The 23,410-nt window shown below is 57.2% G+C and carries 15 protein-coding genes, 1 tRNA gene and 1 pseudogene; 9 read left to right on the top strand and 8 right to left on the bottom strand.

Annotated features, from left to right (window positions below; genetic code table 11):
• The first annotated feature begins 48 nt into the window (after nt 1-48).
• From BHAP_RS08575 to BHAP_RS08540, 7 genes are all read left to right on the top strand, one after another.
• Nucleotides 49-1,662 (top strand): DNA repair protein RadA, encoded by a 1,614-nt coding sequence (locus tag BHAP_RS08575; protein WP_094730301.1) that lies wholly within the window; start codon nt 49-51, stop codon nt 1,660-1,662.
• A gap of 314 nt (nt 1,663-1,976) precedes the next feature.
• Complete coding sequence (locus BHAP_RS08570) at nt 1,977-3,476, top strand: adenosylhomocysteinase (RefSeq protein WP_244569365.1); 1,500 nt, start codon at nt 1,977-1,979, stop codon at nt 3,474-3,476.
• Between the two features lie 49 nt (nt 3,477-3,525).
• Nucleotides 3,526-4,977, top strand: a complete 1,452-nt coding sequence (locus BHAP_RS08565) for an amidohydrolase family protein (protein ID WP_094730300.1) — start codon at nt 3,526-3,528, stop codon at nt 4,975-4,977.
• Nucleotides 4,978-5,340: 363 nt separating this feature from the next.
• A complete protein-coding gene (locus BHAP_RS12055; protein WP_338024695.1) occupies nt 5,341-5,982 on the top strand; it encodes a cupin domain-containing protein in 642 nt (213 codons plus the stop codon).
• 526 nt (nt 5,983-6,508) lie between these two features.
• Nucleotides 6,509-7,402, top strand: coding sequence for an ABC transporter substrate-binding protein (locus BHAP_RS08550; protein ID WP_094730299.1), 894 nt, complete (start codon nt 6,509-6,511; stop codon nt 7,400-7,402).
• 124 nt (nt 7,403-7,526) lie between these two features.
• Nucleotides 7,527-8,441, top strand: coding sequence for an amino acid ABC transporter permease (locus BHAP_RS08545; protein ID WP_094730298.1), 915 nt, complete (start codon nt 7,527-7,529; stop codon nt 8,439-8,441).
• Nucleotides 8,438-9,241 carry an amino acid ABC transporter ATP-binding protein gene (locus BHAP_RS08540; protein ID WP_244569364.1) on the top strand — a complete coding sequence of 268 codons (804 nt, stop codon included), beginning with the start codon at nt 8,438-8,440 and terminating at the stop codon, nt 9,239-9,241. The genes BHAP_RS08545 and BHAP_RS08540 overlap by 4 nt, the downstream gene beginning before the upstream one ends.
• A 141-nt stretch (nt 9,242-9,382) precedes the next feature.
• Here BHAP_RS08540 and ribF read toward each other — a convergent pair whose 3' ends face one another.
• From ribF to nusA, 5 genes are all read right to left on the bottom strand, one after another.
• Nucleotides 9,383-10,603 (bottom strand): bifunctional riboflavin kinase/FMN adenylyltransferase, encoded by a 1,221-nt coding sequence (gene ribF, locus BHAP_RS08535; RefSeq protein WP_094730297.1) that lies wholly within the window; start codon nt 10,601-10,603, stop codon nt 9,383-9,385.
• 135 nt (nt 10,604-10,738) lie between these two features.
• The gene (locus BHAP_RS08530) at nt 10,739-11,899 is read right to left on the bottom strand and encodes a tRNA pseudouridine synthase B (RefSeq protein WP_094730296.1); all 1,161 of its coding nucleotides are present in this window, start codon (nt 11,897-11,899) and stop codon (nt 10,739-10,741) included.
• Nucleotides 11,900-11,917: 18 nt separating this feature from the next.
• Entirely contained in the window at nt 11,918-12,466 is a 549-nt protein-coding gene (rbfA, locus tag BHAP_RS08525) for a 30S ribosome-binding factor RbfA (protein ID WP_094730295.1), read from the bottom strand.
• Between the two features lie 237 nt (nt 12,467-12,703).
• On the bottom strand, nt 12,704-15,718 hold the full coding sequence (gene infB, locus BHAP_RS08520; protein WP_094730294.1) for a translation initiation factor IF-2: 3,015 nt from the start codon (nt 15,716-15,718) through the stop codon (nt 12,704-12,706).
• Between the two features lie 288 nt (nt 15,719-16,006).
• Complete coding sequence (gene nusA / locus BHAP_RS08515; protein ID WP_094730293.1) at nt 16,007-17,035, bottom strand: transcription termination factor NusA; 1,029 nt, start codon at nt 17,033-17,035, stop codon at nt 16,007-16,009.
• Nucleotides 17,036-17,252: 217 nt separating this feature from the next.
• Between nusA and BHAP_RS08510 the strand changes: the two genes are divergently transcribed.
• Nucleotides 17,253-18,230 carry a hypothetical protein gene (locus tag BHAP_RS08510; RefSeq protein ID WP_143248772.1) on the top strand — a complete coding sequence of 326 codons (978 nt, stop codon included), beginning with the start codon at nt 17,253-17,255 and terminating at the stop codon, nt 18,228-18,230.
• Between the two features lie 534 nt (nt 18,231-18,764).
• The gene (locus tag BHAP_RS08505) at nt 18,765-19,985 is read left to right on the top strand and encodes an ATP-binding protein (RefSeq protein WP_094730291.1); all 1,221 of its coding nucleotides are present in this window, start codon (nt 18,765-18,767) and stop codon (nt 19,983-19,985) included.
• Between the two features lie 90 nt (nt 19,986-20,075).
• On the opposite strand, the gene BHAP_RS08500 is transcribed toward BHAP_RS08505, so the two are convergent.
• From BHAP_RS08500 to BHAP_RS08490, 3 genes and pseudogenes are all read right to left on the bottom strand, one after another.
• A tRNA-Ser gene (locus tag BHAP_RS08500) sits at nt 20,076-20,160 on the bottom strand.
• 116 nt (nt 20,161-20,276) lie between these two features.
• Nucleotides 20,277-21,077: a transglutaminase family protein gene (locus BHAP_RS08495; RefSeq protein WP_094730290.1), complete on the bottom strand. Its 801-nt coding sequence runs from the start codon at nt 21,075-21,077 to the stop codon at nt 20,277-20,279.
• Nucleotides 21,078-21,292: 215 nt separating this feature from the next.
• Nucleotides 21,293-23,396 (bottom strand): annotated as a pseudogene (locus tag BHAP_RS08490) (circularly permuted type 2 ATP-grasp protein); the annotation flags it as partial.
• Nucleotides 23,397-23,410 lie beyond the last annotated feature (14 nt).

Genomic DNA, 23,410 nt, shown 5'->3' with positions numbered 1-23,410 from the left:
TCAATAGGTCCATCGGCATTGTCGTCAAACACCGATAGCGTCGAGCGTATGGCGAAAACCTCCGTACAGTACGTGTGTTCCGAATGTGGTTGGAGCGGACCGAAATGGCTCGGCCGCTGTCCCGAATGCGGTCAATGGGGTACCGTCGAGGAATTCCGCGAGGCGCGACCAACCGCAACCACAGCGACGGGCAATCGTACCGCCGCACCCGGTCGCACCGCGCGAACCACAGCCGGTGTCGTATCCGCACAAGCCGCCGCCCGACCGATCACCGACATCACCACCGATACCGTCACCCGTATTCCTACCGGGTTTGGCGAGTTCGATCGCGTACTCGGTGGCGGTATCGTACCCGGCTCAGTCGTGCTCATCGCCGGCGAGCCTGGCATTGGCAAGTCCACGCTACTGCTGGAAACGGCGGGCAATATCGCGCGCGCCGCACAACAACGCGGCACTGCCGGTAAGGCGGCCAGTACTGGAGCCAGCACAACGACTCGCGGTCATGTCACAACTCGCGATCACGCGACCGATCACACGGCTGCCGACAATACACCCAACACAGCCACCAACGTCACTGCCAGCAGCATAACCAACACAACCAGCACACCACCGCGTCCCGTCCTCTACATCTCCGGCGAGGAATCACTCGCGCAAGTCCGTCTGCGAGCCGCTCGCATCAACGCAGTCGAGCCAAACCTACTGCTCGCATCCACCACCGACCTCGCTACCGCGTTGGGATTGATCGAACAGACGAAACCTGCGCTCGCGATCGTCGACTCGGCGCAAACGATCGTGTCGCAAGACGTCGATGGTATTTCAGGCGGTTCCACGCAAGTTCGTGAGGTTGCGAGCGCGCTCATCGACACTGCGAAACGGCTTGATGTGCCGGTTTTGCTGGTCGGTCATGTAACGAAAGATGGGTCAATTGCTGGTCCGCGCACGCTCGAACATCTTGTGGATGTGGTTTGTCAGTTCGAGGGCGACTCGCAAACCGCGTTGCGCATGTTGCGCGCGGTGAAGAACCGTTTCGGCCCGACCGACGAAGTTGGCTGTTTCGACATGAGCGGCGAAGGTATTGAGGAAGTGAATGATCCGTCCGGCTTGTTCTTGTCGTCAACCGGTGTGACGGATGCGAATGGAACCGCCACACCGCCAGTTGAGGGCACGTGCGTGACATTTACGTTGGACGGTCATCGTTCACTGCCGATCGAAGTGCAGTCGCTGGTGACCAGTTCGGTGCTGCCGACACCGCGCCGCGCGGTCAATGGCGTGGACACGAATCGGATTGCAATGCTCACAGCCGTGCTGTACCGGCATGGAAAGGTGAATCTGCTGGCAAACGACTTATATGTGTCGACGATTGCGGGCGGGCTGGCAAAGGAACCGGCGTGTGATCTGGCGATTGTGGCTGCATTGGCGAGCGCCGCGAAGTCACGCCCGATCGCGCGTACGACGTGTGCGATCGGTGAGATTTCGTTGACGGGTCAGGTTCGGCCGGTGCCGCGTTTGGAGTATCGTCTGCGAGAGGCGGCTCGGCTTGGGTTTACAACGGCTGTGGTGCCACCGTTGCGTAAAAAGGTCAATGTACCGGGGCTGCACGTCATCGAAGTCAACACCCTCAAGGATGCACTTGACGCAATCTGGAGCGGGACGGTGAAATGAAACGGGATGCGTCGCGTCGGTAGCGGCGAGTGAATCAGCGAACTTTGGCTTGTTTTGGAGTGCATCTTGCAGTTCTAGGTTATTTGGCCAAGTATGTAGGGTCAAGCGGTCGTAGTCGAGTGTTGGAAAATGGCCATTTTTCAACACTCGACTGAACGCAGAGATAGGCGGATACTCTGGCTAATGACCTAGAACTGCAAGATGCACTCCAAAAAAAAGCCAATCTGCTTCCGACGTACCGCTCGCACCACATTGACAGGCATCACGCATCCACATAAGAGTGGAACTTACCAAACTAAGGAAGGAGCACCCACATGGAGGATATGGGAAAGGGTATAGAATTCCCCGTTTGGGCCGCGCAGTATTCGCAGCGTACGAACCGTTCGTTGGCTGGAGCCCGCATTGCGGTACCGCAGCATGCCGCACCGGACTTTGCCGTTCAGGCGGCGCAATGGGGCATGATCGTCGAGGCTCATACCACAAGCCAAACGCAGACCCGTGAGAACGACGACGTAGCACAAACCGACTCGCAGAGCGCCCCTCTCTACCCCACCCGCACAGCCGATATTCCGGATGCGCGCGCACTATCCGGTAAGGACGCGATCGACTACGCGCAATCGCACATGCCAGTGCTGCGCGCGCTCATGAGTCAGCTGCAGGAAACCGTTAATTTCAAAGGCATTCGTATCGCCGTATGTCTGGTACTGGAGCCGAAAACGGCGGTACTGCTGCGCGCCCTCAAGTCAGCTGGCGCGACAGTCGGCGTGTTCGCGGACCCGTCTGAAACCGACCAGCGTGTAGCCGATCAACTGCGCCGCGAAGGAATCGCAGTAGAAGCTGACACGCGCTGGACTGCCTCTGAAACACAAGCTGGTGCGTTGCGACTGTTGGATACAATCCACCCGCAGATCATCATTGATGATGGCGCAAGTTTCGCCCGTCTCGCCGCGAGCGCGCGGCCGCACTTTCTTCCTGACCTGATCGGCGTGGCTGAGGAGACAACCAGCGGCGTACGCGCATTCCAAGCCATGCAAGATGCGGGCGCGCTCACGTTCCCGGTGATCGCGGTGAATGATAGCGTGCTCAAAACCGGGTTCGATAACGAGCACGGCACCGGCGAAACATGCGTGACAACCATGCAGGAGCTGCTGGGCGCGAGCCGTTTCGATGGTGCGAACGTTGCCGTGATCGGGTACGGTCCGGTCGGCCGCGGGTTCGCTCGTCGCGTGCGCGCACTCGGTGCGCACGTGACTGTGAGCGATACTGATCCGGTGGCTGCGTTGCGAGCAGTATTTGACGGATTTGCCGCACTCGATATCAACGCTGCAATTGCTACCGCCGACATCGTCGTATCCGCAACTGGCGTGCGGCATACGCTTACCGTTGATCATCTACGATGTATGCGCGAAGGCGCTGCATTAGCGGTGATCGGCGGTATTGCTAACGAAATTGCACTCGACGACGTTCCTGATTTTTGTCACGACAATGCGCGCAATATCCGCGAGCTACATGTGCCGAAAGGGCCGACGCTCACTTTGCTCGCCGAGGGCGATGGTGTCAATTACACGGCTGGCGGAGGCAATCCGATCGAAATCATGGATTTAAGTTTCGCTGTGCAAGCGAGTGCTGTCGCACGTCTGCTCGAGTCACGAGCAGCCGACCGTCCGCTTACTCCCGGACTACACCGGCTCGACGCAGCATCCGACCGTCGCATTGCTGCAATCGCACTGTCTGCGCGCGGATTCGCGGCCAGCCGCACAGTTGCTGACAACGGTTACAGCTGGCAACTCACGCGATTCGCCGATACACATTGAACGGAGCCGTCACCGCAGTCGACGGCAGGCCACCCGGTATAAATGACTCATGACCACAACCGACGATTTTGACCCTTTGTATGCGGCCGCGCACCCGGCACCGCTCAACGAGGTGACGCTGTACAGTGCGCCGCTGATCATTCCCGTCACCGGACCGGTGATCATGGATGGCGCGATCGCCGTGGCCGGTAGCCGCGTAGTGCACGTAGGCACGCGCCGCTGGGTGCTCGACACGCTGCGGCAAGATATGGCTGCGCACGCTCGCATTACCGAGCATCACTGGCACGGCATTATTACGCCGGGCTTAATCAACGCGCACACGCATCTGCAATACACGAACATGGCCGAGGTCGGTCGCGGCACGTACGCGAGTTTCCGCGACTGGGAGCTGGGGTTTAACCCGGTTTACGAGCGGCTGTGCGCCGAGGGCGATTGGAAAGCGTCGGCTGAGCAGGGTGCGCGCATGATGGTCGAAGCTGGAACCACGGCGGCGGCGGATATTGTGACTGATCCGGAGGCTGCGGGTGCGCTGGCTTCGCAAGGCATGCACGGCGTAGCGTACTGGGAGGTCATGGATTGGCGTAACGACGACTGGCGTAAGATCGGCGTTCGCGAGCTCGTGCGTCATTTGGGACGGATGCGCGCTGAGGATTTGCCGAGTATCGGCATTAGTCCGCACGCTCCGTACACGTTGGAAACCGCTCCGTTTGTGGATTTGCCGGATATTGCGCGCCAGCTTGATATGCGATTGCATATTCATTTGGCGGAGACGCCGATGGAGGCTGGGGCGAGTTGGAGCGGCGCTGGTGCTGCCGGCTCTGCCACGTCGCTTGAAGCCCCGCAAACCGCAGCATCTTCCACACTGTCCACATATTCTGCGGCTGCGTGGCGCGACCGCGACTGGGCCAGTTATCAGCAGCTCAAGGATGCTGGCATGGGCGCGTCTGCGATTCAGTTCCTCGATCAGCTCGGCTCGCTCGGCCCGGATGTGCATATCGCGCACGGCGTATGGGCGGACGGCGAGGATCGCCGTATTTTGCGGCAGCGCGGCGTAGGCGTGGCCCTGTGTCCGCGGTCGAATCGGATTACCGTGACTGGACGCGACGCACCGATCCGCGAGTATCTTGAGGAAGGTAATCTGCTGGCGGTCGGCACCGATTCGCTGTCGAGTTCGCCGAGTTTGGACGTACTCGACGATGTGGCAATGCTGTACGATTTGGCTCGTGAGCAAGGCTACAAAGGCGATGATTTGACGCATCGACTGATTCGTATGATGACCTTGGGCGGCGCGCAGGAACTCGGCATGCATGTGGGCGCGGGTCGTATCGGTCAGATTAATGCTGGTGCGATGGCCGATCTTGCGTTCTTCGATGTGCCGGTGTATGTGGCAACGCCGCGCGGTATCGAGGATACGCTTGAGGAGCTGGTGCGGCATGGTGCGGGCACGAACCGTGCCACCGTGATTTCCGGGCGCGTCGTGTATAACAATGGCGCGTTCTGATTCGGATTGAATGGCTCAGATGGTTCTGCTCTCGCTTACATCAATCCGTTTGAGCACAAACTCCCCCAATACCTATGCAAACACCTAGTACATGTGATATTCCGGCGGATGCCCTAACGCTTTCCGCCGGAATATCACAGAACTCAGCCTCCAAACGTGATATTCCGGCGGAGAACGGGCCACTTACCGCCGGAATATCACATAAATCAGCCGAAAAGTGTGATATTCCGGCGGAAGTTACTGCTATGTCCGCCGCTTTGTCACACTTGCTTCGCGCTTGTCCCACACTTGCCTCACACCGCCTTTGGCATATCCACGAATAGTGATGAGATCATCGCAGACAGAACAAACAAGGAGACACCGATGAGCATTGCATTGGAAAACATGAGCCCGTACGCACGTTCCGTCGTGGAGCGGCTCGGACTTGAAGCCCATCCCGAAGGCGGCTGGTATGTGCGCGACTGGCAAGCGCCGGCAACCGATACAGCATCCGGCCGACCGCTAGCGTCGCTGATCTATTTCTTGCTGCCGGAAGGTGATGCAAGCTCATGGCACAAAGTCGACGCCGACGAGATTTGGTTGTGGCACGGTCCGGCGACCGTTACGCTGGAACTCGGCGGCAGCGGCGATCAACCGGCCGCTGATCCAGCCGATCGTACGACGATCGTGCTTGGTGACGGTATCGCAGTACCTCGGTCAACAAGTTCCTTCGATACTGCAGTGCAATCAGACATACCGATCATCAATGCAACGACCGGCACCGCGTCCGTCGCTTATGGCGACGCATCGGCATGCCACACTGGCAATGGCACGGCTTGCGTTGACGGCACCGACCCTGCAATCGTGTGCAACGACTCGTTTGCCGCAAATCGCACGATGCCGCCTGTCGGTCACGCGATCGTCCCGGCCGGCGTATGGCAGCGCACCGTTCCCGGCCACGGTGACGCGCTCGTCTCCTGCGTCGTCTCCCCCGGTTTCACCTTCGACGGCTTCACCCTGCAGTAGCAGGGGCGAAACGCGTGCGTACTCACTTGCACCCCCTATTTCAGGTGTGAGGTGCATGGTGCGTGGCGGAAATGTCTCGCTCAGGTACCCCTGAGCGAGACATTTCCGCCACGCACCAACACACCCTACCCGCCCAACTCAACATATGTCATAAAGAAAGAGCCGTCATATCTCGCATATGAAGCTCCAAACGCCGGGAGCCCCCGGCATTCTTTTCGACGAAAACATATAATTCATGTGTCAATATCGCGCCAGTAGCGCGTCGGTAACGTGTTAATAACTCGCTATAAATAATGGCGATATGGGCGAGCGCGCGGCAGTAGTGTGCATACTTTAAGATTGGCGCTACTGCGCCAAAACAGCCCAGACCACGCTGAACCAAACCAACAGGGTACGATGCCACGCAACGCGATATAACGCGCGAGAAAGCGAAGCGAAAGCACCTCATCGCACCAGTAAAAGGTTTGAATCCAGCTAGGTCTTGGCCATGTCATGTGGCGCGCATCACTACAAGGAGAGGAAATTCATGTTCAACACGAAGCACGGCATTATCCGCGCGGCAGCCGCAACGGTCAGCATTGTGGCGCTCGCATTCTCGGCAGCATGCGGCTCGGCTAACAACAGCAGCTCAGACAACACAAACAACACCGCAAGCAGCAACAGCAGCTCCGACAGCTCAGACATCAAGCAGCAGACCGTCACCCCCGGCAAGCTCACCATCGCCACCGGCGACCCGGCGTACGAACCGTGGGTCATGAACGACAAGCCGGAGTCCGGCGAAGGTTTCGAGGCTGCGCTCGCATATGATGTGGCCGACAAACTCGGTTTTGACAAGTCCGATGTCGTGTGGATTCGCACCACGTTCGACTCGGCCATCGCACCGGGTGCCAAAGACTGGGATCTCAACATCCAGCAGTTCGGCATCACCGACGAACGCAAGCAGGCTGTCGATTTCTCGTCCGGCTACTACAAGGACACGCAGTCCGTCGTCGTCAAGAAGGATGGCAAGTTTGCGTCCGCTAAGTCGCTCGCCGATCTTAAGGACGCGGTGATCGGCGTGATGGTTGGCACGCAAGCGTATACGATCGTCAAGGACAAGATTAAGGACGATATTCAGACGTTCAACGACGATGCTTCCCTCGGTCAGGCTCTCGATGCCGGTCAGATCGACGCGCTCGTGACGAACACTGTCGAAAGTGTGTACATGGTTCAGTCTGAGCAGATCAAGGATGCGAAGGTTCTCGGCCGTATCGCTGGTTCGGAAGACAAGGATGGCCTCGGTATCGTGTTGCCGAAGGATTCCAAGCTCACGTCGGCGGTCACCAAGGCTGTGGACGAACTCAATTCGGACGGTACTGTCAAGCAGCTGCAAGACAAGTGGCTGGCCGAGTACACGACCGATCTGACTGAACTCAAGTAAGTCGCAAGCAAGTCTATTGCAGTGTTCCGAATCTATCGGGTTGCACGACGATCGCCGCATGCCGTAACGCAATACGACATCACGCATCTCGTTCGGTTTGGGCACTGCAATAGAATCCTAGATTATGGTCGATTCCCCATCCACGCATGACTCCGCCGCGACGGTGGACGCAGATACCGCTGCATCGAACGCAACATCACAGGTGAGCGATGTTGAACGTTCCCGGCGCGAATACCGCCGCCGTCAGCAACTCAAATCAGTCGTCACCAGTCTGGTCAGCACGATCGTACTGGCGGCGATCGTCGTCACCGGGCTGAAAATGTCGCCTGGCTGGCCACGCGTTAAGCAGACGTTCTTCTCCGCACAATATTTCGCAAAATCGTTTCCGGACGTACTCGACGGCCTCTGGCTGAACGTCAAAGTACTTGTTATCGCAGTGATCGGCGTCGCAATTTTCGCCACGCTGATCGCGCTCGTGCGCACGAGCAAAAACCCGGTCATGTTCCCGCTGCGCGCGCTGGCCGCACTGTACACGACCGTAATGCGCGGCATCCCAATGATCGTCGTGCTCTACTTGATCGGTTTCGGCATTCCCGGACTGCAGCTAACCAAACAACGCATCGATCCGTCGCTGCTCGGCACGATCGCCGTGATCATGGGCTACAGCGCGTACGTGGCCGAGGTATTGCGCGCTGGTTTCAACGATGTACATCCTTCGCAGCGTGCGTCCGCGCGTTCACTGGGACTGACAGCCGGTCAGACGACACGCATGATCGTCATTCCGCAAGCGTTACGCAAGGTTGCGCCCGCGCTGATGAACGATTTTATTTCGATGCAGAAAGACGTCGGCTTGATTTCGGTGCTCGGCGCGGTGGACGCGGTGCGTGCGGCGCAGATCGAAGTGGCGAGTTCGTATAATTTCACACCGTACGTGGTGGCGAGCTTACTGTTTATTCTGATGAGCGTGCCGTTTATTCTGTTGAACGACTGGTATTCGGAACGGCTGCGTAAGCGCGAGCAGAGCGGAGGCATGGTATGAGTGATCGCAATCTTACGGCGCGTGCCGACGCTGTGACGAGCGTTGGCGCGTCATCAGCTGCCGACGCGACGCCGGTTTTACTGCTTGATAATATCCGCAAATCGTTCGGCTCGACGCAAGTATTACGCGGTATTTCGTTTGATATTCGGCCGCACGAAGTTGTGGCACTGCTTGGTCCGTCTGGTTCCGGCAAGTCTACGCTGATGAAGTGTGTGAACTTACTCGAACAGGTTGACGACGGCCAGATTTGGCTTGGAAACACGGATATTACTGACCCGCGCGCGAATCAGGATCGTATTCGCGCGCGGATTGGCGTGGTGTTTCAGCAGTTCAATCTGTTCCCGCACATGTCTGTGCTCAAGAACGTGACGTTGGCTGCGATCAAAGTGCATCATTGGAGCCGTGATCGTGCGGAGTCTCGTGCATTGGAGTTGCTTGATCGTATTGGTATGCGTGCGAAAGCTGGCGCATATCCGGATCAGCTGTCGGGAGGCCAGCAGCAGCGCGTGGCGATTGCTCGCGCACTGATGACGGACCCCGAACTGTTACTGCTGGACGAGATTACGTCGGCGCTTGACCCAATGCTTGTGGGCGAAGTGCTGAGCATGGTCGCCGAGTTGAAGTCGCAGGGTACAACGATTCTCATGGCCACGCACGAGATGAGTTTCGCCCATGATGCGGCTGATCGTGTGGTATTGCTGCGGCGCGGTGTGATCGCCGAGAACGGTACGCCGCGCGAAGTGATGGATGAGTCCGAGGACCCAGAAACCCGCGAATTCTTCGCCCATTTCCGGCACTGACCGGTGACAGGCGAGCGTCAGACGTCGGGGCGTTTCATCCGACCGTCACGCTCGCACGAGACCACGAGTTACGGTCGTTTCCGAGGCTGAAAACGACCGTAACTCGTGGTCGTCGTTGTCATATCAGTCAACCATGTCCGCTCACACGGCGGTGAGGCGCTTGGTTTCCTCTACGTTGCGGGCGAGTTCGGCGACTAGCGCGTCGGCTGAATCGAATTTAACCTGCGGGCGCAGGAATCCTGCGAACTCAACGCGCACGCGGTGACCGTACAACTCCAGCCAATCGCTAGTAATCGCATACGCTTCAACCACGCGCTCGTGTAATCCGGTCGTCTCACTGAAGGTCGGCTTCGTGCCGATCGAAATCGCAGCAGGCCAGCGCCACGGCGAACCGTCCGCAATACGCGCGCGGTCATCCGAAGCAACGCGGTCTGCAGCTGCTGCGCCAGCATGCTCGTCGCCATCGTCAGCCGGTCCCATATCAACCAGCCAACCTGCGTACACGCCGTCCACCGGAAGGTAGCCAGTCACGCTCGCCTCGTCAAGATTCGCAGTCGGGAATCCAATCGTGCGACCGCGCTCCTCACCATGCACGACCGTACCCTCGATCGCGTGACGATGGCCTAAAATCTCGTTCGCCGCAACGATGCGACCTTGACTGAGTAAATACCGCACATTCGTCGAACTCCACGTCCGATGAAGTTTCGCCTGCTGCTTCTTACTCCACGCACGGCGCTCAGCCTTGTTCATCGACGCGCACGGATCAGCTGGCTCACCCCACTCGGACGGCATATGCGGCGCGGCATTACCCGGAATCCACACATGACCCGGCCCACGATCGTCCACAATCTCAAGTTCAAACACACCGGTTGCAGCCGACAGTGTGGAAATCGCTTTCACATCGCCCGCGCGATCTTTGCCCATCGCAGCATCCTGACCGAGTACTAGCGTGCGCATACCGAGCTTGCCGACCATCTGACCGAGGAAGAAACGATACGATTTTGCAGCAAACGCAAGCGTATAGCGAACAACCAGTACCTGATCAACGCCGAGCGCACGCATCATACGCAAGCGTTCGTCGACATTGGTAAGCGCTTGACTATCGCGCACGTTAGCGTCCGGTTCACTGCCGTGATGTTCAGCAGCATACTTGTGTACTAGACCGGGCCGCGGGTCAAATAAAACGACAACCGAGAACGCATCGAACTGTTTCGCAAGCTCAACCACGCGTCCAATCACAGCCTGATGTCCGCGATGCATCCCATCGAACACTCCGACAGTGACCACGGATTTGCGGTCGTTGCTCAACGTTGGCCAATCGACCAGACCGGTCGGGTCGGGAGTGAGATGGGTGATATTCATAAGTGTTCCTTTGCAGGTGGTAAACAGGCGATTTTCTAGTCCTATGACAGTGTACTCGGCCGACCACTGAGCCGAAAGTCACGAGAGCGTGCTTTTTGCGTAATGCGGCGCTCAACAACACGCTCACCCACGTCATCAGTCAGCCGCAAATACGACGATCGGCTTGGCCTCGCCGCGCTTCGCTCGATCGACAATGGCCGCCACGTCGCCGCAAGCTGGCACATACGCGGCAGTCGGCTCGTGAACGTCGTACGCAATCCGCCGACCGAATCGCAAGTTGGCCGCATCTTCAGCCGTAATCGCAAGCGTTGACATGGCAGTGCGCACCGCGTCAACCATCGTCATCGCGCGGGACGTCAGTTCGTCGCCAGCCTGGTCAAGTACTGCGCGGTTACGTGTTACCAGCTGTCCGTCGCGGTTCGTAAACGTACACGATTCGACGTGCGCGGTGACGACACGGCTCGCAATATCCGCCGTGTCAAGATCGAACCGGCCGACTCGCGTACGACGAAGCCGCGTCAAGTAGCCGCCGCAACCGAGTATCGTGCCGAGATCGCGGGCGAGCGCGCGGATATACGTGCCAGCTGAGCAGCTGACGCGCACGTCGAGATCGATAACTGGCGTCAGGCTCGTGGGTGACGTCGCGGCGGACGCGTTCGTATTATTGATCAACGGACCGTTCGTGCGCGCGGTGTCGGTAAGCCCGGCGCGCATGTCAAGTACGTCGAACGAATGGATAGTGACCGGACGTGCTTTGAGCGCAACGTCTTTGCCGTCGCGCGCGAGATCGTAAGCACGTTGACCGTTGATTTTGATCGCGGAAAACGTATTCGGAACCTGTTCGATCGCTCCAGTGAGCTGTTCTGCGATCGTGCGTTCGATACGCTCGCGCCACGCGGCGATTGTGTCAGCCGTTGATGCATGGTCAGTCACCGCGTTGCAGAACTCACGCCAGTCATTACTGAATTGCGCCAACGGAAACGCCGATGACTCCGACGGAGACGTCGATGATAACGCAATCAACTCACCGTCAGCGTCGTCAGTCGTGGTCGCACGGCCGAGTCGAATCGTTGCCTCGTACGTTTTGTCATGATCGACGATGTAGTTGAGGAGCCGCGTAGCGTTGCCGAACCCGATCACGAGCACGCCGGTAGCCATCGGGTCGAGCGTGCCTGCATGACCGACTTTTTTCGTATGCAATCCGGCACGCACAGCCGCAACCAGATCGTGACTGGTTACGCCCTGCGGTTTATCGATGACGAGCAGTCCGGACGGTTGGGCTTGCGGCTGTACCATGATCTCCTCACCTATGCGTTAGTTCGTGGCGTCACCGTCTTCGACGACGATCTCATCGTCGTCATCGTACGACTCATCCGACTCATCCAACTCATCATCCGCGAAATCAGTATCGTCGTCATCCTCAGCATCTTCCTCGGGATGCTTGTACGGATCAGCATCACCCGCGTACTGTGCGGTTGCACGCGCACGCGCCAACTCTTCGTCGCGCTTGCGTGCCACAGCGAGAATATCCTCGATCTCTGTCGCCTCACCTGGCACTTCGTCGAAAATAAACTGCAGCTGCGGAGTCAGTCGCAGTCCAGCCTTCGATCCAACCAGCGAACGCAAACGTCCCTTCGCCTGATCGAGCGCCTGCTTCGCGCGCTTGCGCTCGCCGTCTTCCTTACCAGCGTGACCGAGCTGCGTCCAGTAAATCTTCGCGATCTGCAAATCGTTAGTAACGCGCACATCGGTGATGGTTACGTTCGCAAGCCGCTTATCGTGCAGCTGCGCCTCCATCGAGGATGCGATGACGCGCTGGATCAGCGCAGCAATACGAGCCGCGCGAGGATTCGTTCCTGCCATGTATATTCCTTTGCTCTAACCTTATTACCCTTATTACATAGAGTATCGGCCGATACTCTCATTAACGCTTGTTCTATATTGACATATCTTCTGCTTTGACTTTCCGCGAAAGCGGCCGCTAGGGTACGGCTGCGCGGCATCATCTGAACAGATCGTACATGCACAAATCGTACGTGCACAGACAACAAAGCGCCCACGCACATGGTGCGACAGGCGCTTTGTTAATAGGAGAATCGACTACTTACGCTCGATCTCACGCATCTCGAAGGTTTCGATGATATCGCCCACCTCGATGTCGTTGAAGGTACCGAGGTTGATACCAGCCTCGTAACCTTCCGCCACCGACTGCACGTCGTCCTTGAAACGACGCAGCGAGGAAATCTCGAGATCGTTGACCGTGGCGACGCCGTTGCGCAGAATACGGCACTTCGTACCGCGCTTGACTTCGCCATCCTGAACCATAACGCCGGCGATGTTGCCGAACTTGGAGGAGCGGAAGATTTCGCGGATTTCGGAGTGCGAAGTAACGACTTCCTCGTATTCCGGCTTGAGCATGCCCTTAAGCGCGGCCTCGATGTCTTCGATTGCCTTGTAGATGATCGAGTAGTACTTGATTTCCACGCCCTCGCGCTCGGCAAGGTCCGCGACCTGACGGTTCGGACGCACGTTGAAGCCGATGATGACGGCCTTGTCGACCGTTGCGAGGTTGACGTCATTCTGCGTAATCGCACCGACGCCACGGTGGATGACCTGAATACCGACCTCGTCGGATACCTCGATCTTCATCAAGGAATCTTCCAGCGCTTCGACAGAACCGGACGAATCGCCCTTGATGACGATGTTGAGCATGTCAACTTCGGACTTGGCGAACTGCTCCTTAAGGGATTCGAGCGAGACAACCTTGCGGCGCTTGGCAAGCTGCGCGGCGCGTTCGGTGGCCTGACGCTTCTCGGCGATTTGACGGGCAGTGCGATCGTCCGGGGCAACCAAGAACAGGTCGCCTGCGGTCGGCACGGAGGTGAGGCCCAGTACCTGCACCGGAGTGGACGGACCGGCTTCCTTCATATGGTTGCCGTTTTCGTCGAGCATTGCGCGGACGCGGCCGTACGAAGTACCAGCCACAATCGCATCACCGATGTGCAGCGTACCCTGCTGAACGAGCACGGTCGCCACTGCACCACGGCCCTTGTCAAGTCGCGCTTCGATCGTCGCACCACGCGCGTCCATATCCGGGTTCGCACGCAGATCAAGATCAGCGTCAGCAGTGAGCAGAACCGCTTCGAGCAGCTTATCGACGTTGATATTCTGCTTAGCAGAAATATCAACGAACATCGTGTCGCCACCATACTCTTCAGCCACGAGACCGAACTCGGTGAGCTGACCGCGAACCTTCTCCGGGTTCGCGCCCGGCTTATCGATCTTGTTCACAGCCACAACGATCGGCACGTGAGCCGCCTGCGCGTGGTTGATCGCCTCCACAGTCTGCGGCATGACACCGTCATCCGCAGCCACGACGATAATCGCGACATCCGTAATCTCAGCACCACGAGCACGCATAGCAGTGAACGCTTCGTGACCCGGGGTATCGAGGAACGTGATCTTACGCTTTTCGCCGTCGAGATCAACAGTCACCTGATACGCACCGATACGCTGCGTAATACCGCCGGCCTCGCGCGCAGCGACATTCGTCTGGCGAATCGTATCGAGCAGCTTAGTCTTACCGTGATCGACATGGCCCATGACCGTGACGACCGGCGGACGAGGCTTTAAGTTCTCGTCTTCTTGCAGCTCTTCCTCATCCAGATCGATGTCGAACTGCTGGAGCAGCTCCTTGTCCTCTTCCTCAGCGGACACGATCTTGATGTTCCAGCCGATTTCCTCACCGAGAATCTGGAACGTGGATTCGTCGAGCGACTGCGTGGCCGTAGCCATCTCACCGAGATGGAACATTACAGTTACGAGCGCTGCCGGGTTAACGTTGATCTTCTCAGCCAGATCGGCGAGAGATGCGCCCTGACGCAGACGGACGGTCTGTCCGTTACCGGTCGGGATGCGCACACCGCCGATAACCGGAGCTTTGAGCTCCTGGAACTCCTGACGTTTCGCAAGACGGTTCTTACGAGCCTTCGAGGACTTACCACCCTGACGGCCGAATGCGCCGGCTGCGCCGCCGCGACCACCGCGACCACCACGTGCTGGACCATTGCTCGGAGCGCCGCCCTGTGCTGCGGCTGCGCCACCACCGAAACGGCTACCGCCGCCCTGAGACGGACGTGCGCCCTGAGCGCCGCCGCCTTGAGACGGACGGTTGTGGCCCCACTGGCCTGGACGCGGTGCGCCTTGTGCGCCGCCCTGACCCGGACGACCACCGCCGCGGCCACCACGGAAACCGCCGCCCTGACCCGGACGACCACCGCGGCCACCACGGCCGCCTTCACCATTACCGTTACCGTTTACAGACGGACGCGCCATCGGATGCGGACGCGGAATATCACCCGGCGTCGGCGTGCGCATGCCCTGCTTGCGGCTGAACGGATTGTTACCCGGACGCGGGCCCGGAGTTGCAGCAGACTGCTGGCCACCGTTCTGACCCGGCTGAGCCGAAGGACGCGGTGCGTGCGGAAGCGGAGCACCCGGACGCGCGCCACCGCGCTGCTGATGATTGTTACGTTCGCCACGCTCATTGCGCTCGCCACGCGGCTGACGATCGCGACGATCACCGTCACGACGATCATCGCGGCGGCCGTCACGACGATCACCGTCACGGCGATCGTCACGACGACCATCACGTCCGTCACGATCATCACGATCGCGCTGCGGACGCGGCATATGCTGAGCCGGCTTCGGAATACCAGGAACTGGCGCGAACGGCTTTGGCGTAGCCGAAACAGCCGGTGCAGCCGGAGTCGGAGCGGCAGGTGCGGCAGGAGTCGGCGCGGCCGCTACAGGCGCCGCTACAGGCGCCGCTACAGGCGTATGCGGTGCGTGCGGAAGCGGAGCAGCCGGGCGTGCAGGAGCCGACGGCTTATGCGAACCATGATTATCAGATGCAGACGGCTTATGTGAAGACTCCCCAGTCTTACCCTTGCCGTTATCCCCCTGAAACGCCGACTTAAGGCGACGAGCAACCGGCGCCTCCACCGTAGACGACGCGGATTTGACGAACTCGCCCATATCCTTCAATTTTGCAAGGACATCCTTGCTTTCTACGCCAAGTTCCTTGGCTAGATCATACACGCGTGCTTTCGCCACTAACTTTTCTCCTGTCCGAACCGCGCGTACGTATGAAGACGGCGGTCACTATTGATTATTCGAGAGCCTACATTGTGTTACCGTGCGACGTTTCATCATTCGACGTCTCATCGTGCGACCATGATTGTGCTACCTCGTATTCGTCCATCAAGGCATGACCGCGCGGCGCGACCATGCTCGGATTCCGTGACAAGCATACTCGTGCCATTGGATGTGAGCGCCTAGCGCAACACGCCCGAAGTGCTCAAAGCGGAGCCCCACGTTTGCAGAGCCCCGCTTATCTGAAAATCACTGCTCAGCTTCAGCCTTTTTCTTAGCGTGCGCCTCAGCAGATTCAATACCGATCTTCCAGCCGGTCAGTTTCGCAGCAAGACGCGCGTTCTGACCTTCCTTACCAATCGCCAGCGAAAGCTGATCGTCGTGAATAAACGCGATCGCCGTCTTGTTCTTCTCGCTAATCACCTGCACGCCAGTCGCCACAGCAGGAGACAGCGCGGACGCTACAAACTTCGCCGGATCAGCCGACCAATCGACAATATCAATCTTCTCCGGGCCAAGGTTTTCCATCACCGCACGCACGCGCGCACCGCCGGGACCAATCAGCGCACCCTTCGGATTGACGCCATCCGTATTTGCACGCACTGCAATCTTCGTACGCGCACCAGCCTCACGCGCGATCGCCATAATCGACACAGCACCAGAAACCAGCTCCGGCACTTCGCGCTCAAACAGCTGACGCACGAGCTCCGGGTGTGAACGAGACACCACAATTTCCGGGCCTTTCAAGCCGCGCGCCACATTCACCACGTACACGCGCAGACGCTCGCCATGACGATACCGTTCGCCAGGAACCTGCTCGCGGCGAGGCAGAATCGCTTCCACGTCACCAATCGCAATGTGTACGTTGGTCGGGTCCTTCACATCCTGCTGCACAATACCAGTGACCAGCTTGCCCTTTTGACCAGAGAACGCGCCGAATACACGATCATCTTCAGCCTTGCGGAATAGCTGCGTGATAACCTGTCGCGCAGTCGCGGCAGCCAAACGACCGAAATCACGCGGGGTATCGTCGTACTCTTCACCCAGCGTCGGCGCCGGATGCGGATTGTCTTCCGTCGGCTCGGCAGGAATCTCATCGCGCGCCCACACCGTGAACGTACCCGCGCGCTCGTCAAGCTCAACGCGAGCATGCTTCGCAGCATGTGGAGTCTTTAGATAAGCAAGGCGCAACGCCTCCGACAGTGCGGCGTCCAGCGACTCGGTGTCAATGCCTTGTCCAACGGCAAGCTGATGGATTCCTGTCAGGTCCAGTTCCATGAGTCAAGACCTCCTATGAAGTTATGTCCGAGCGCTAGGGCCCTATGGTCACAGTCGACTACTAGTCTAGGGATTCATGCAGACACGTCACCGTTATCGTTCACCGCGTGAAGCCGGTCGCGATGTTCGTATCGCTGTTAAATGGCGTCGCAAGGTTACGGCGTGTCTTGCTGTATTCATATGCGCAGGATTATCGCTATCACTTAGCGGATGTAGCATGCCGCGATATGTTGGTCGCGCTGAATCTGAGCAGACAATGAGTGCATGCGAACGGTCATATGTTGCCGCATCATCGTCGTACGATGTTGTTGCCGAAGCCGGAAAACCACTGTCGTTGCGCTGGTTGTTGGCTTCGCGCGCACAATCACAATGGATTAATGTTGCGGCAGACTGTACTGATCGGTTCGCTGAGGGTGTGATTCGCGCTGCGCAAGCGTCGTTGTTTGCTTCACGTCTTGCTGTGCGGCTTGGCATTACGGATAATTCAGGTAATGAGCATACCGCTGTGTCGCTTGATAACGTCACGTCCCTTGATGTCAGTGAGTCTACGCTCACAGGCATGGCATTGGCCGAAGATCGGGCTGGATTTAGTGTGGAAGTGCTCGCTGCTCGAAGCGCTACTGACGCAACGATTGCAATTGCAGACGAGCACAAGGCAACCGGAGAACGCTTGATCTCATTGGCAAATGCACACAACCGGTCAACGTCCACATCAAACGATTCGACTGGCACGTCTTCTGCGATCAATGACCCTCGGCAAAAGGTCTACGACGTTAGCTCGTTGCTTACCAACGCTAACGATATCGTCGATCCAGCTACTGGATTGCGCGCCTCAACCTACGCGATTGTGGAGATCAACTGCGCGCGTGAGGAACTCGCCGCAGTGAATGGCCAAACATCTCAAACCGACAAAGCCGTGAGCGATACTTCAAGCACTGGCAATGCATCGCCGTCTTCTGCCGGCTCGTCTGCCAACTCATCCGGCTCGTCCAACGACCACACATCGCAGAACAGCAATAGTCACGTTACCACTTCATCGCAATCCGATGGTGCGTCTACTAGTGTGCTCACTAATTCACCCGACAGCGAGCACACGAAATCTATGCGCACACTCGCACAACTCATCTCGTCACGCGTAGCCCGCGCCTTCACTGCCGGCTACCCCGCCTTCGATCACGCGCTCTTCACCAGCTAACGATCCTTAGGCCATCAACCACAATGCCATCCGCTCTTTGTGCGTGGCGGTTTTTGCTCGCTGAGCACCCCACTAGCGAGCGTTTTCTGCCACGCAGCAGTACGCGTGGCAGAAATCTCTCACTGGGACCACTGTCAGAGAGCGTTTTCTGCCACGCAAAATTTGGGGCACATTGAGCACTCATCATTCGTCAAACCGAGAAAAGGAGCTCGACGAGGCGGTGGCGTTATGCCGTTTCGGCTTCCTGTGAAGCCTATCTTGCAGTTCTAGGTTTTTTACTGTGATTTGCAACGGGAATACCGATTACAGAATGTTGCAAAATGGCCATTTTGCAAGCCCGGAATCTGCGAATATCGTCGTCATACCCGCGTCACTGACCTAGAACTGCAAGATATGCCCGTAGCAAAGCCAAAACTCGCTGTTGAGCCATTCAACCATCACACCAATTTTCTTTCATACAAGAATTTTCCCCCGTTTTGTTAGTTTCTTCTTTTATACGAGAAGAAACTAACAAAAGCTGTTATAATTTCTTCTATGGAAGAAGCAAATGCGACTTTGGTGGACCGTCCACGCTATATAGAACGCATCATGCCATTCGTCGACAAAGACATCATCAAAGTACTCACCGGTCTGCGCCGAAGCGGTAAATCGGATATGCTCCGGCTTATTCAACGCAGACTTATCATGAACGGCCGCAAATCAGAGCAATTCATCACACTCAATTTCGAAGACTACACACTTATCGAATACCACGATCCAGACAGACTATACCCCTACCTGATCGACCGCATATCGCATATCAACGGCAAACCATACATCTTCCTCGACGAGATACAGGAGGTGCGCGACTTCGAGAAAGTGGTCAACTCACTGCACGCCACCACGAACGCCGATGTATACATCACTGGTTCTAACTCCACACTGCTCTCCGGTGAGCTCGCCACCTATCTTGCCGGCCGATATGTGCAGTTCGAAGTTTATCCGTTCGGATACGAGGAATTCAAAACTGCTCGCCAACAGCACGACGCGGACGATGCGTTCAGCACGTTCCTCATCGATGGAGGCATGCCGTTCATCGCAACCCGCACATGGGATGCAGAAAGCCGACGCACATATCTCACCGATATCTACCGCTCCGTCGTATTGAAGGACATCATACGTCGGCATCACATACGCGACGTCGCCCTGTTGGAACGCATCGTGTTGTTCGTCATGCAGAACACCGGCAGTTTGTTATCAGCCAATGCAATCGCCTCGTATCTGAAATCAGAGCGTATCGACGTCGGCGTGCAAACCGTAATCAACTATCTCGAATACTGCCGTGAATCGTTCCTACTCGCGCGGTTTAACCGAACTGACCTTATCGGCAAACAGCTGCTGAAAACGGCGCAAAAATACTACGCATCGGATCACGGTCTGCGCAATGCAATCGTCGGCGACAGTACAACGCAGATACAGGGACTACTGGAAAACATCGTAGCGATGGAAGGCGTACGGAGAGGATACAACGTTACCGTAGGCTCCGCGAACGGCAAGGAAATTGATTTTGTATTTGACAAGGGCAACGCGAGACAGTACATCCAAGTGACCTATATGATGAACGATGCGGTCACTGCAGAACGAGAGTTCGGCGCGTTTCGCACGATCACAGACAACTACCCGAAAACCGTAGTGTCTATGGACCCGATATTACAACCACGTGACGGGATCGCACATCGACATATCGAGGAGTTTTTGCTTGCGCAAGATTGGTGACCGACGACTGCGGCTATATCCACGGCCCGCGGACGCGTGCTGTAGAGAAAACATAAAAGGGTTTCAGGCCGAAGCCTGAAACCCTAGGGGCGGATAGAGCGAGATTCGAACTCGCGGAGGGGTTAGCCTCACACGCTTTCGAGGCGTGCTCCTTAGACCGCTCGGACATCTATCCATTCGCTACGCATAAACGCAACTTGTCTATTATATGGCGAAATCATTATTACGCAAATCAGCATACGCTCGGCGTGGCGTGCTCCCACATAACGCGACCAGCCCCAACAACCACGCCTACAGCTGCTGCTCGTGTACCGAAGCGTTCACCCACTGCGATTGCTTGACGTCATACCCCGAGAAAATCCCAATATCGAGCATGCAATCGCGGTAGTCACGACCGTGCGCAATCGTAATGTAATTGTCGTCAACCATCCGATTATGCGTGGGATCGAGTCCAATCCAACGACCGTCATAATAAATCTCAACCCACGCGTGCGTCGCACCCTCACCGCCAAGTAATCCCGCGATATAGCGCGCGGTCAACCCGACATGACGACACACTGAGAGCATCACATGCGCGTAATCTTGGCACACGCCGCGCCCTTGTGCGAGCGCCTCCTCTGCCGTGGTGCGAATCGTCGTCGAACCCGGCGTATAAGTGAACGCGTGGAACACTTCATCCATCACTTCGCGCGCTTGATCGATCGGCGTCGCATCAATCGGCAGCGCGGACAAACGAATACGACTCATCTCAATCATGCGTTCAATATACGGACCGGGAATCGTTAACGCTGAGTTGAACCGATACAGCGGTTTGTATATTTCCGGCTTAATATGCGCATTATCCACGAATGCAATACCGCGAACCGTATAGTTGAACATCGTATGCGGCTCAGGAATGAACCCGGTCATGACCACCGAGTCAAACGAGTCAATCGTACGTTCGAGTTCAACGTTTGGTTCAATATCGACTTCAACGTCCACGACCTGCTGGCGAGGACCGGTCGCCGGCACGCAACGCAGCTGAAATCGGTGATCGGTGACCGGCGAGCTGAACGACAGCTTCATCTCGTAGTCGAACACCAGTTTTTTCATGAACGCGACTCCTCAGTGGACATGACCGGACAGTGGACAGATCGTACAACGTTACAACATTCATCCTCCACTGTACCCCAGCGGACCGTCACGACCACATCATGGGCGCTTCGCATCCATATTCATCGCGTTGAGCGCGTTCGTATCCTTCACGTCACCGGCGATCGCGCGACTGTTGAAATCGTCGAGGAACACCTGCAATCGCTTGGTGAGCTCCGGGTAGCCACGGTCTGGCAACTGGCCGAGCAGCCAACTGATGCCAGATACGAAGCACGACGGAAGCGGCTGGCCGTCAAGCGTGCGCGAATACGTTTCGAGTTTGGCGAGCGGCGCGTCCAGCTCGTCCTCTGGCAGACGGAATCGCGTATACAAATCGATACGTTCGATGTATTTGCCAATGAATACGAACGCTTTCAGCGTGATGTCTGCGGTCGAGTTTTCGATACCACCCCAGAAAGCGAGCATGTCGTCGGCGATGTCGCGCTGATTGTAAATATCGTTCGCACTGGCTGCACGTTCGGCAGCGTCGGTGATGTTTTTCACTGCAAGTTCAACGTATTGCAGCAGTCGCGAGCTGAGTTCCGGACGGAGTACTACCGCATTATTGAATGCGGCAACGATTGCGCTGCGCACGGAATCTGGATTGGTGCCGTCGTAGAGGAACGAGTGGATGAACTCGTCGAAGTTTTCGAAATCTTCCGGCAGATCGAGCGCGCGCGCAAACGGACGGAAAGCGTCCACATCCGTGTCCATAACGCGGTCATAGAACGGGTAGAACTGGATAAGCGTGGTGAACGCGCGTTCCGTGTAGCGGCCGAGCCAGTACAGATTGTCTGCCTTCGACGCGGTGACCAATGACAACGTGTGCTTGCGTGAATGCGGAATCAAGCTCACCGACGCGATCGCCTCCTCGCGTTTGATCTGCGATTCGCGCTGTTGTCCCTGTCCCTGCCCAGCGTCACCGTCACCGCCAGCATCCGGAGCGAGCACCCACGTATCCTTGAAACCGCCGCCTTGCGACGAGTTGACAATCATTTGACCGGGCACTGACGAGTAGCGGGTAAGGCCCGAATACCACACGTGCGTGTTCTGACCAGTCACCACGAACGCGCGCAAATCAGCCTTGCGCGGGCTCGCCTCACCAGTGGCAGGGTCAATGACATCGATATCACGGAACTGAATCACTTCCTGCGCAATAAACCGACGCGGTTCAGCCTTAATCCGATCAGCAAGTTCAGCACGAGCCGCAGCATCCAGCGACGAGCCAAACACCACGCCGTAACCGCCAGCCTCAGCCACGTCTTTAATCACCAGCTCGCCGAGTCGATCAAGCACCGTCTTGCGATCGGCTTCAAACATCGGCATATACGTTGGTGCGTTGTGCAGAATCGGTTCCTCGCCGAGATAATACTTGATCATCTGCGGCACGAAATAGTAAATCGCCTTATCGTCGGCCGCGCCGTTACCGGGCGCATTGATAATCGCAACGTTGCCTGACCGATATGCGGACAATAATCCGGGCACACCAATCACAGAGTCCGGATTGAACGCGAACGGATCCAAATACTCGTCCGAAAGCCGGCGATACACCGCGCCAACGCGATGCCGATTCCCCGCATAATCAAGGAAAAACAGCTTGTTATCAACAACCTCAAGATCTTCCGGAAACGCAAGCGCTGCACCAGTTTTCTCAGCTAAATACGCGTGCTCAAAAAACGCAGAATTGTAGCGTCCCGGCGTAAGCACAACCGCAATGCCTTCTGTCGACACGAAATCCATCGCTTTGCGCAGCAGCCGTGGATAGTCGCGATTGTCACGCACGTGCACTTCGCGGAACAGTTTCGGATTCGTGCGACGTTCAATGTCGCGCGCAAACAGCGGATAACTCGCGCCCGACGGGATGCGCAGATTATCTTCGAGCACCCACCAGCGACCGTCCTCGCCCTGCACAAGATCTTCGCCAGCGATGTGCGCAAAAATGCCGCCGGGAGGCGTCACGCCGTTAACCTGCGGAAAATACCCGGCCGACGTGTACACGTATTCTTCGGGAATCACACCGTCGTGAATAATGCGCTTGTCGGAGTAAATGTCCTTCAAATACGCGTTCAGTGCGTTCACACGCTGCTTCAAACCAGCTTCCAGCTGATCAAATTCGTCAGATTCGATAATGCGCGGAATCGGATCGTACGGAAACAGTCGATCATGATATTCGCCATTCTTGTACACACCAAACCGCACGCCGTTACGGCTCAGTTCGCGGTTGATCGCCTCGCGACGGTTGACGAGTTCACCTGCCAGTTTGATCGCCGATGCAACCATGATCGCACTCCTTA

The organism is Bifidobacterium hapali (assembly GCF_002259755.1).
In the GTDB taxonomy this organism is placed as follows: domain Bacteria; phylum Actinomycetota; class Actinomycetes; order Actinomycetales; family Bifidobacteriaceae; genus Bifidobacterium; species Bifidobacterium hapali.
The sequence above is the reverse complement of the archived record's forward strand: the minus strand, read 5'-3'. Positions and strand labels throughout refer to the sequence as shown.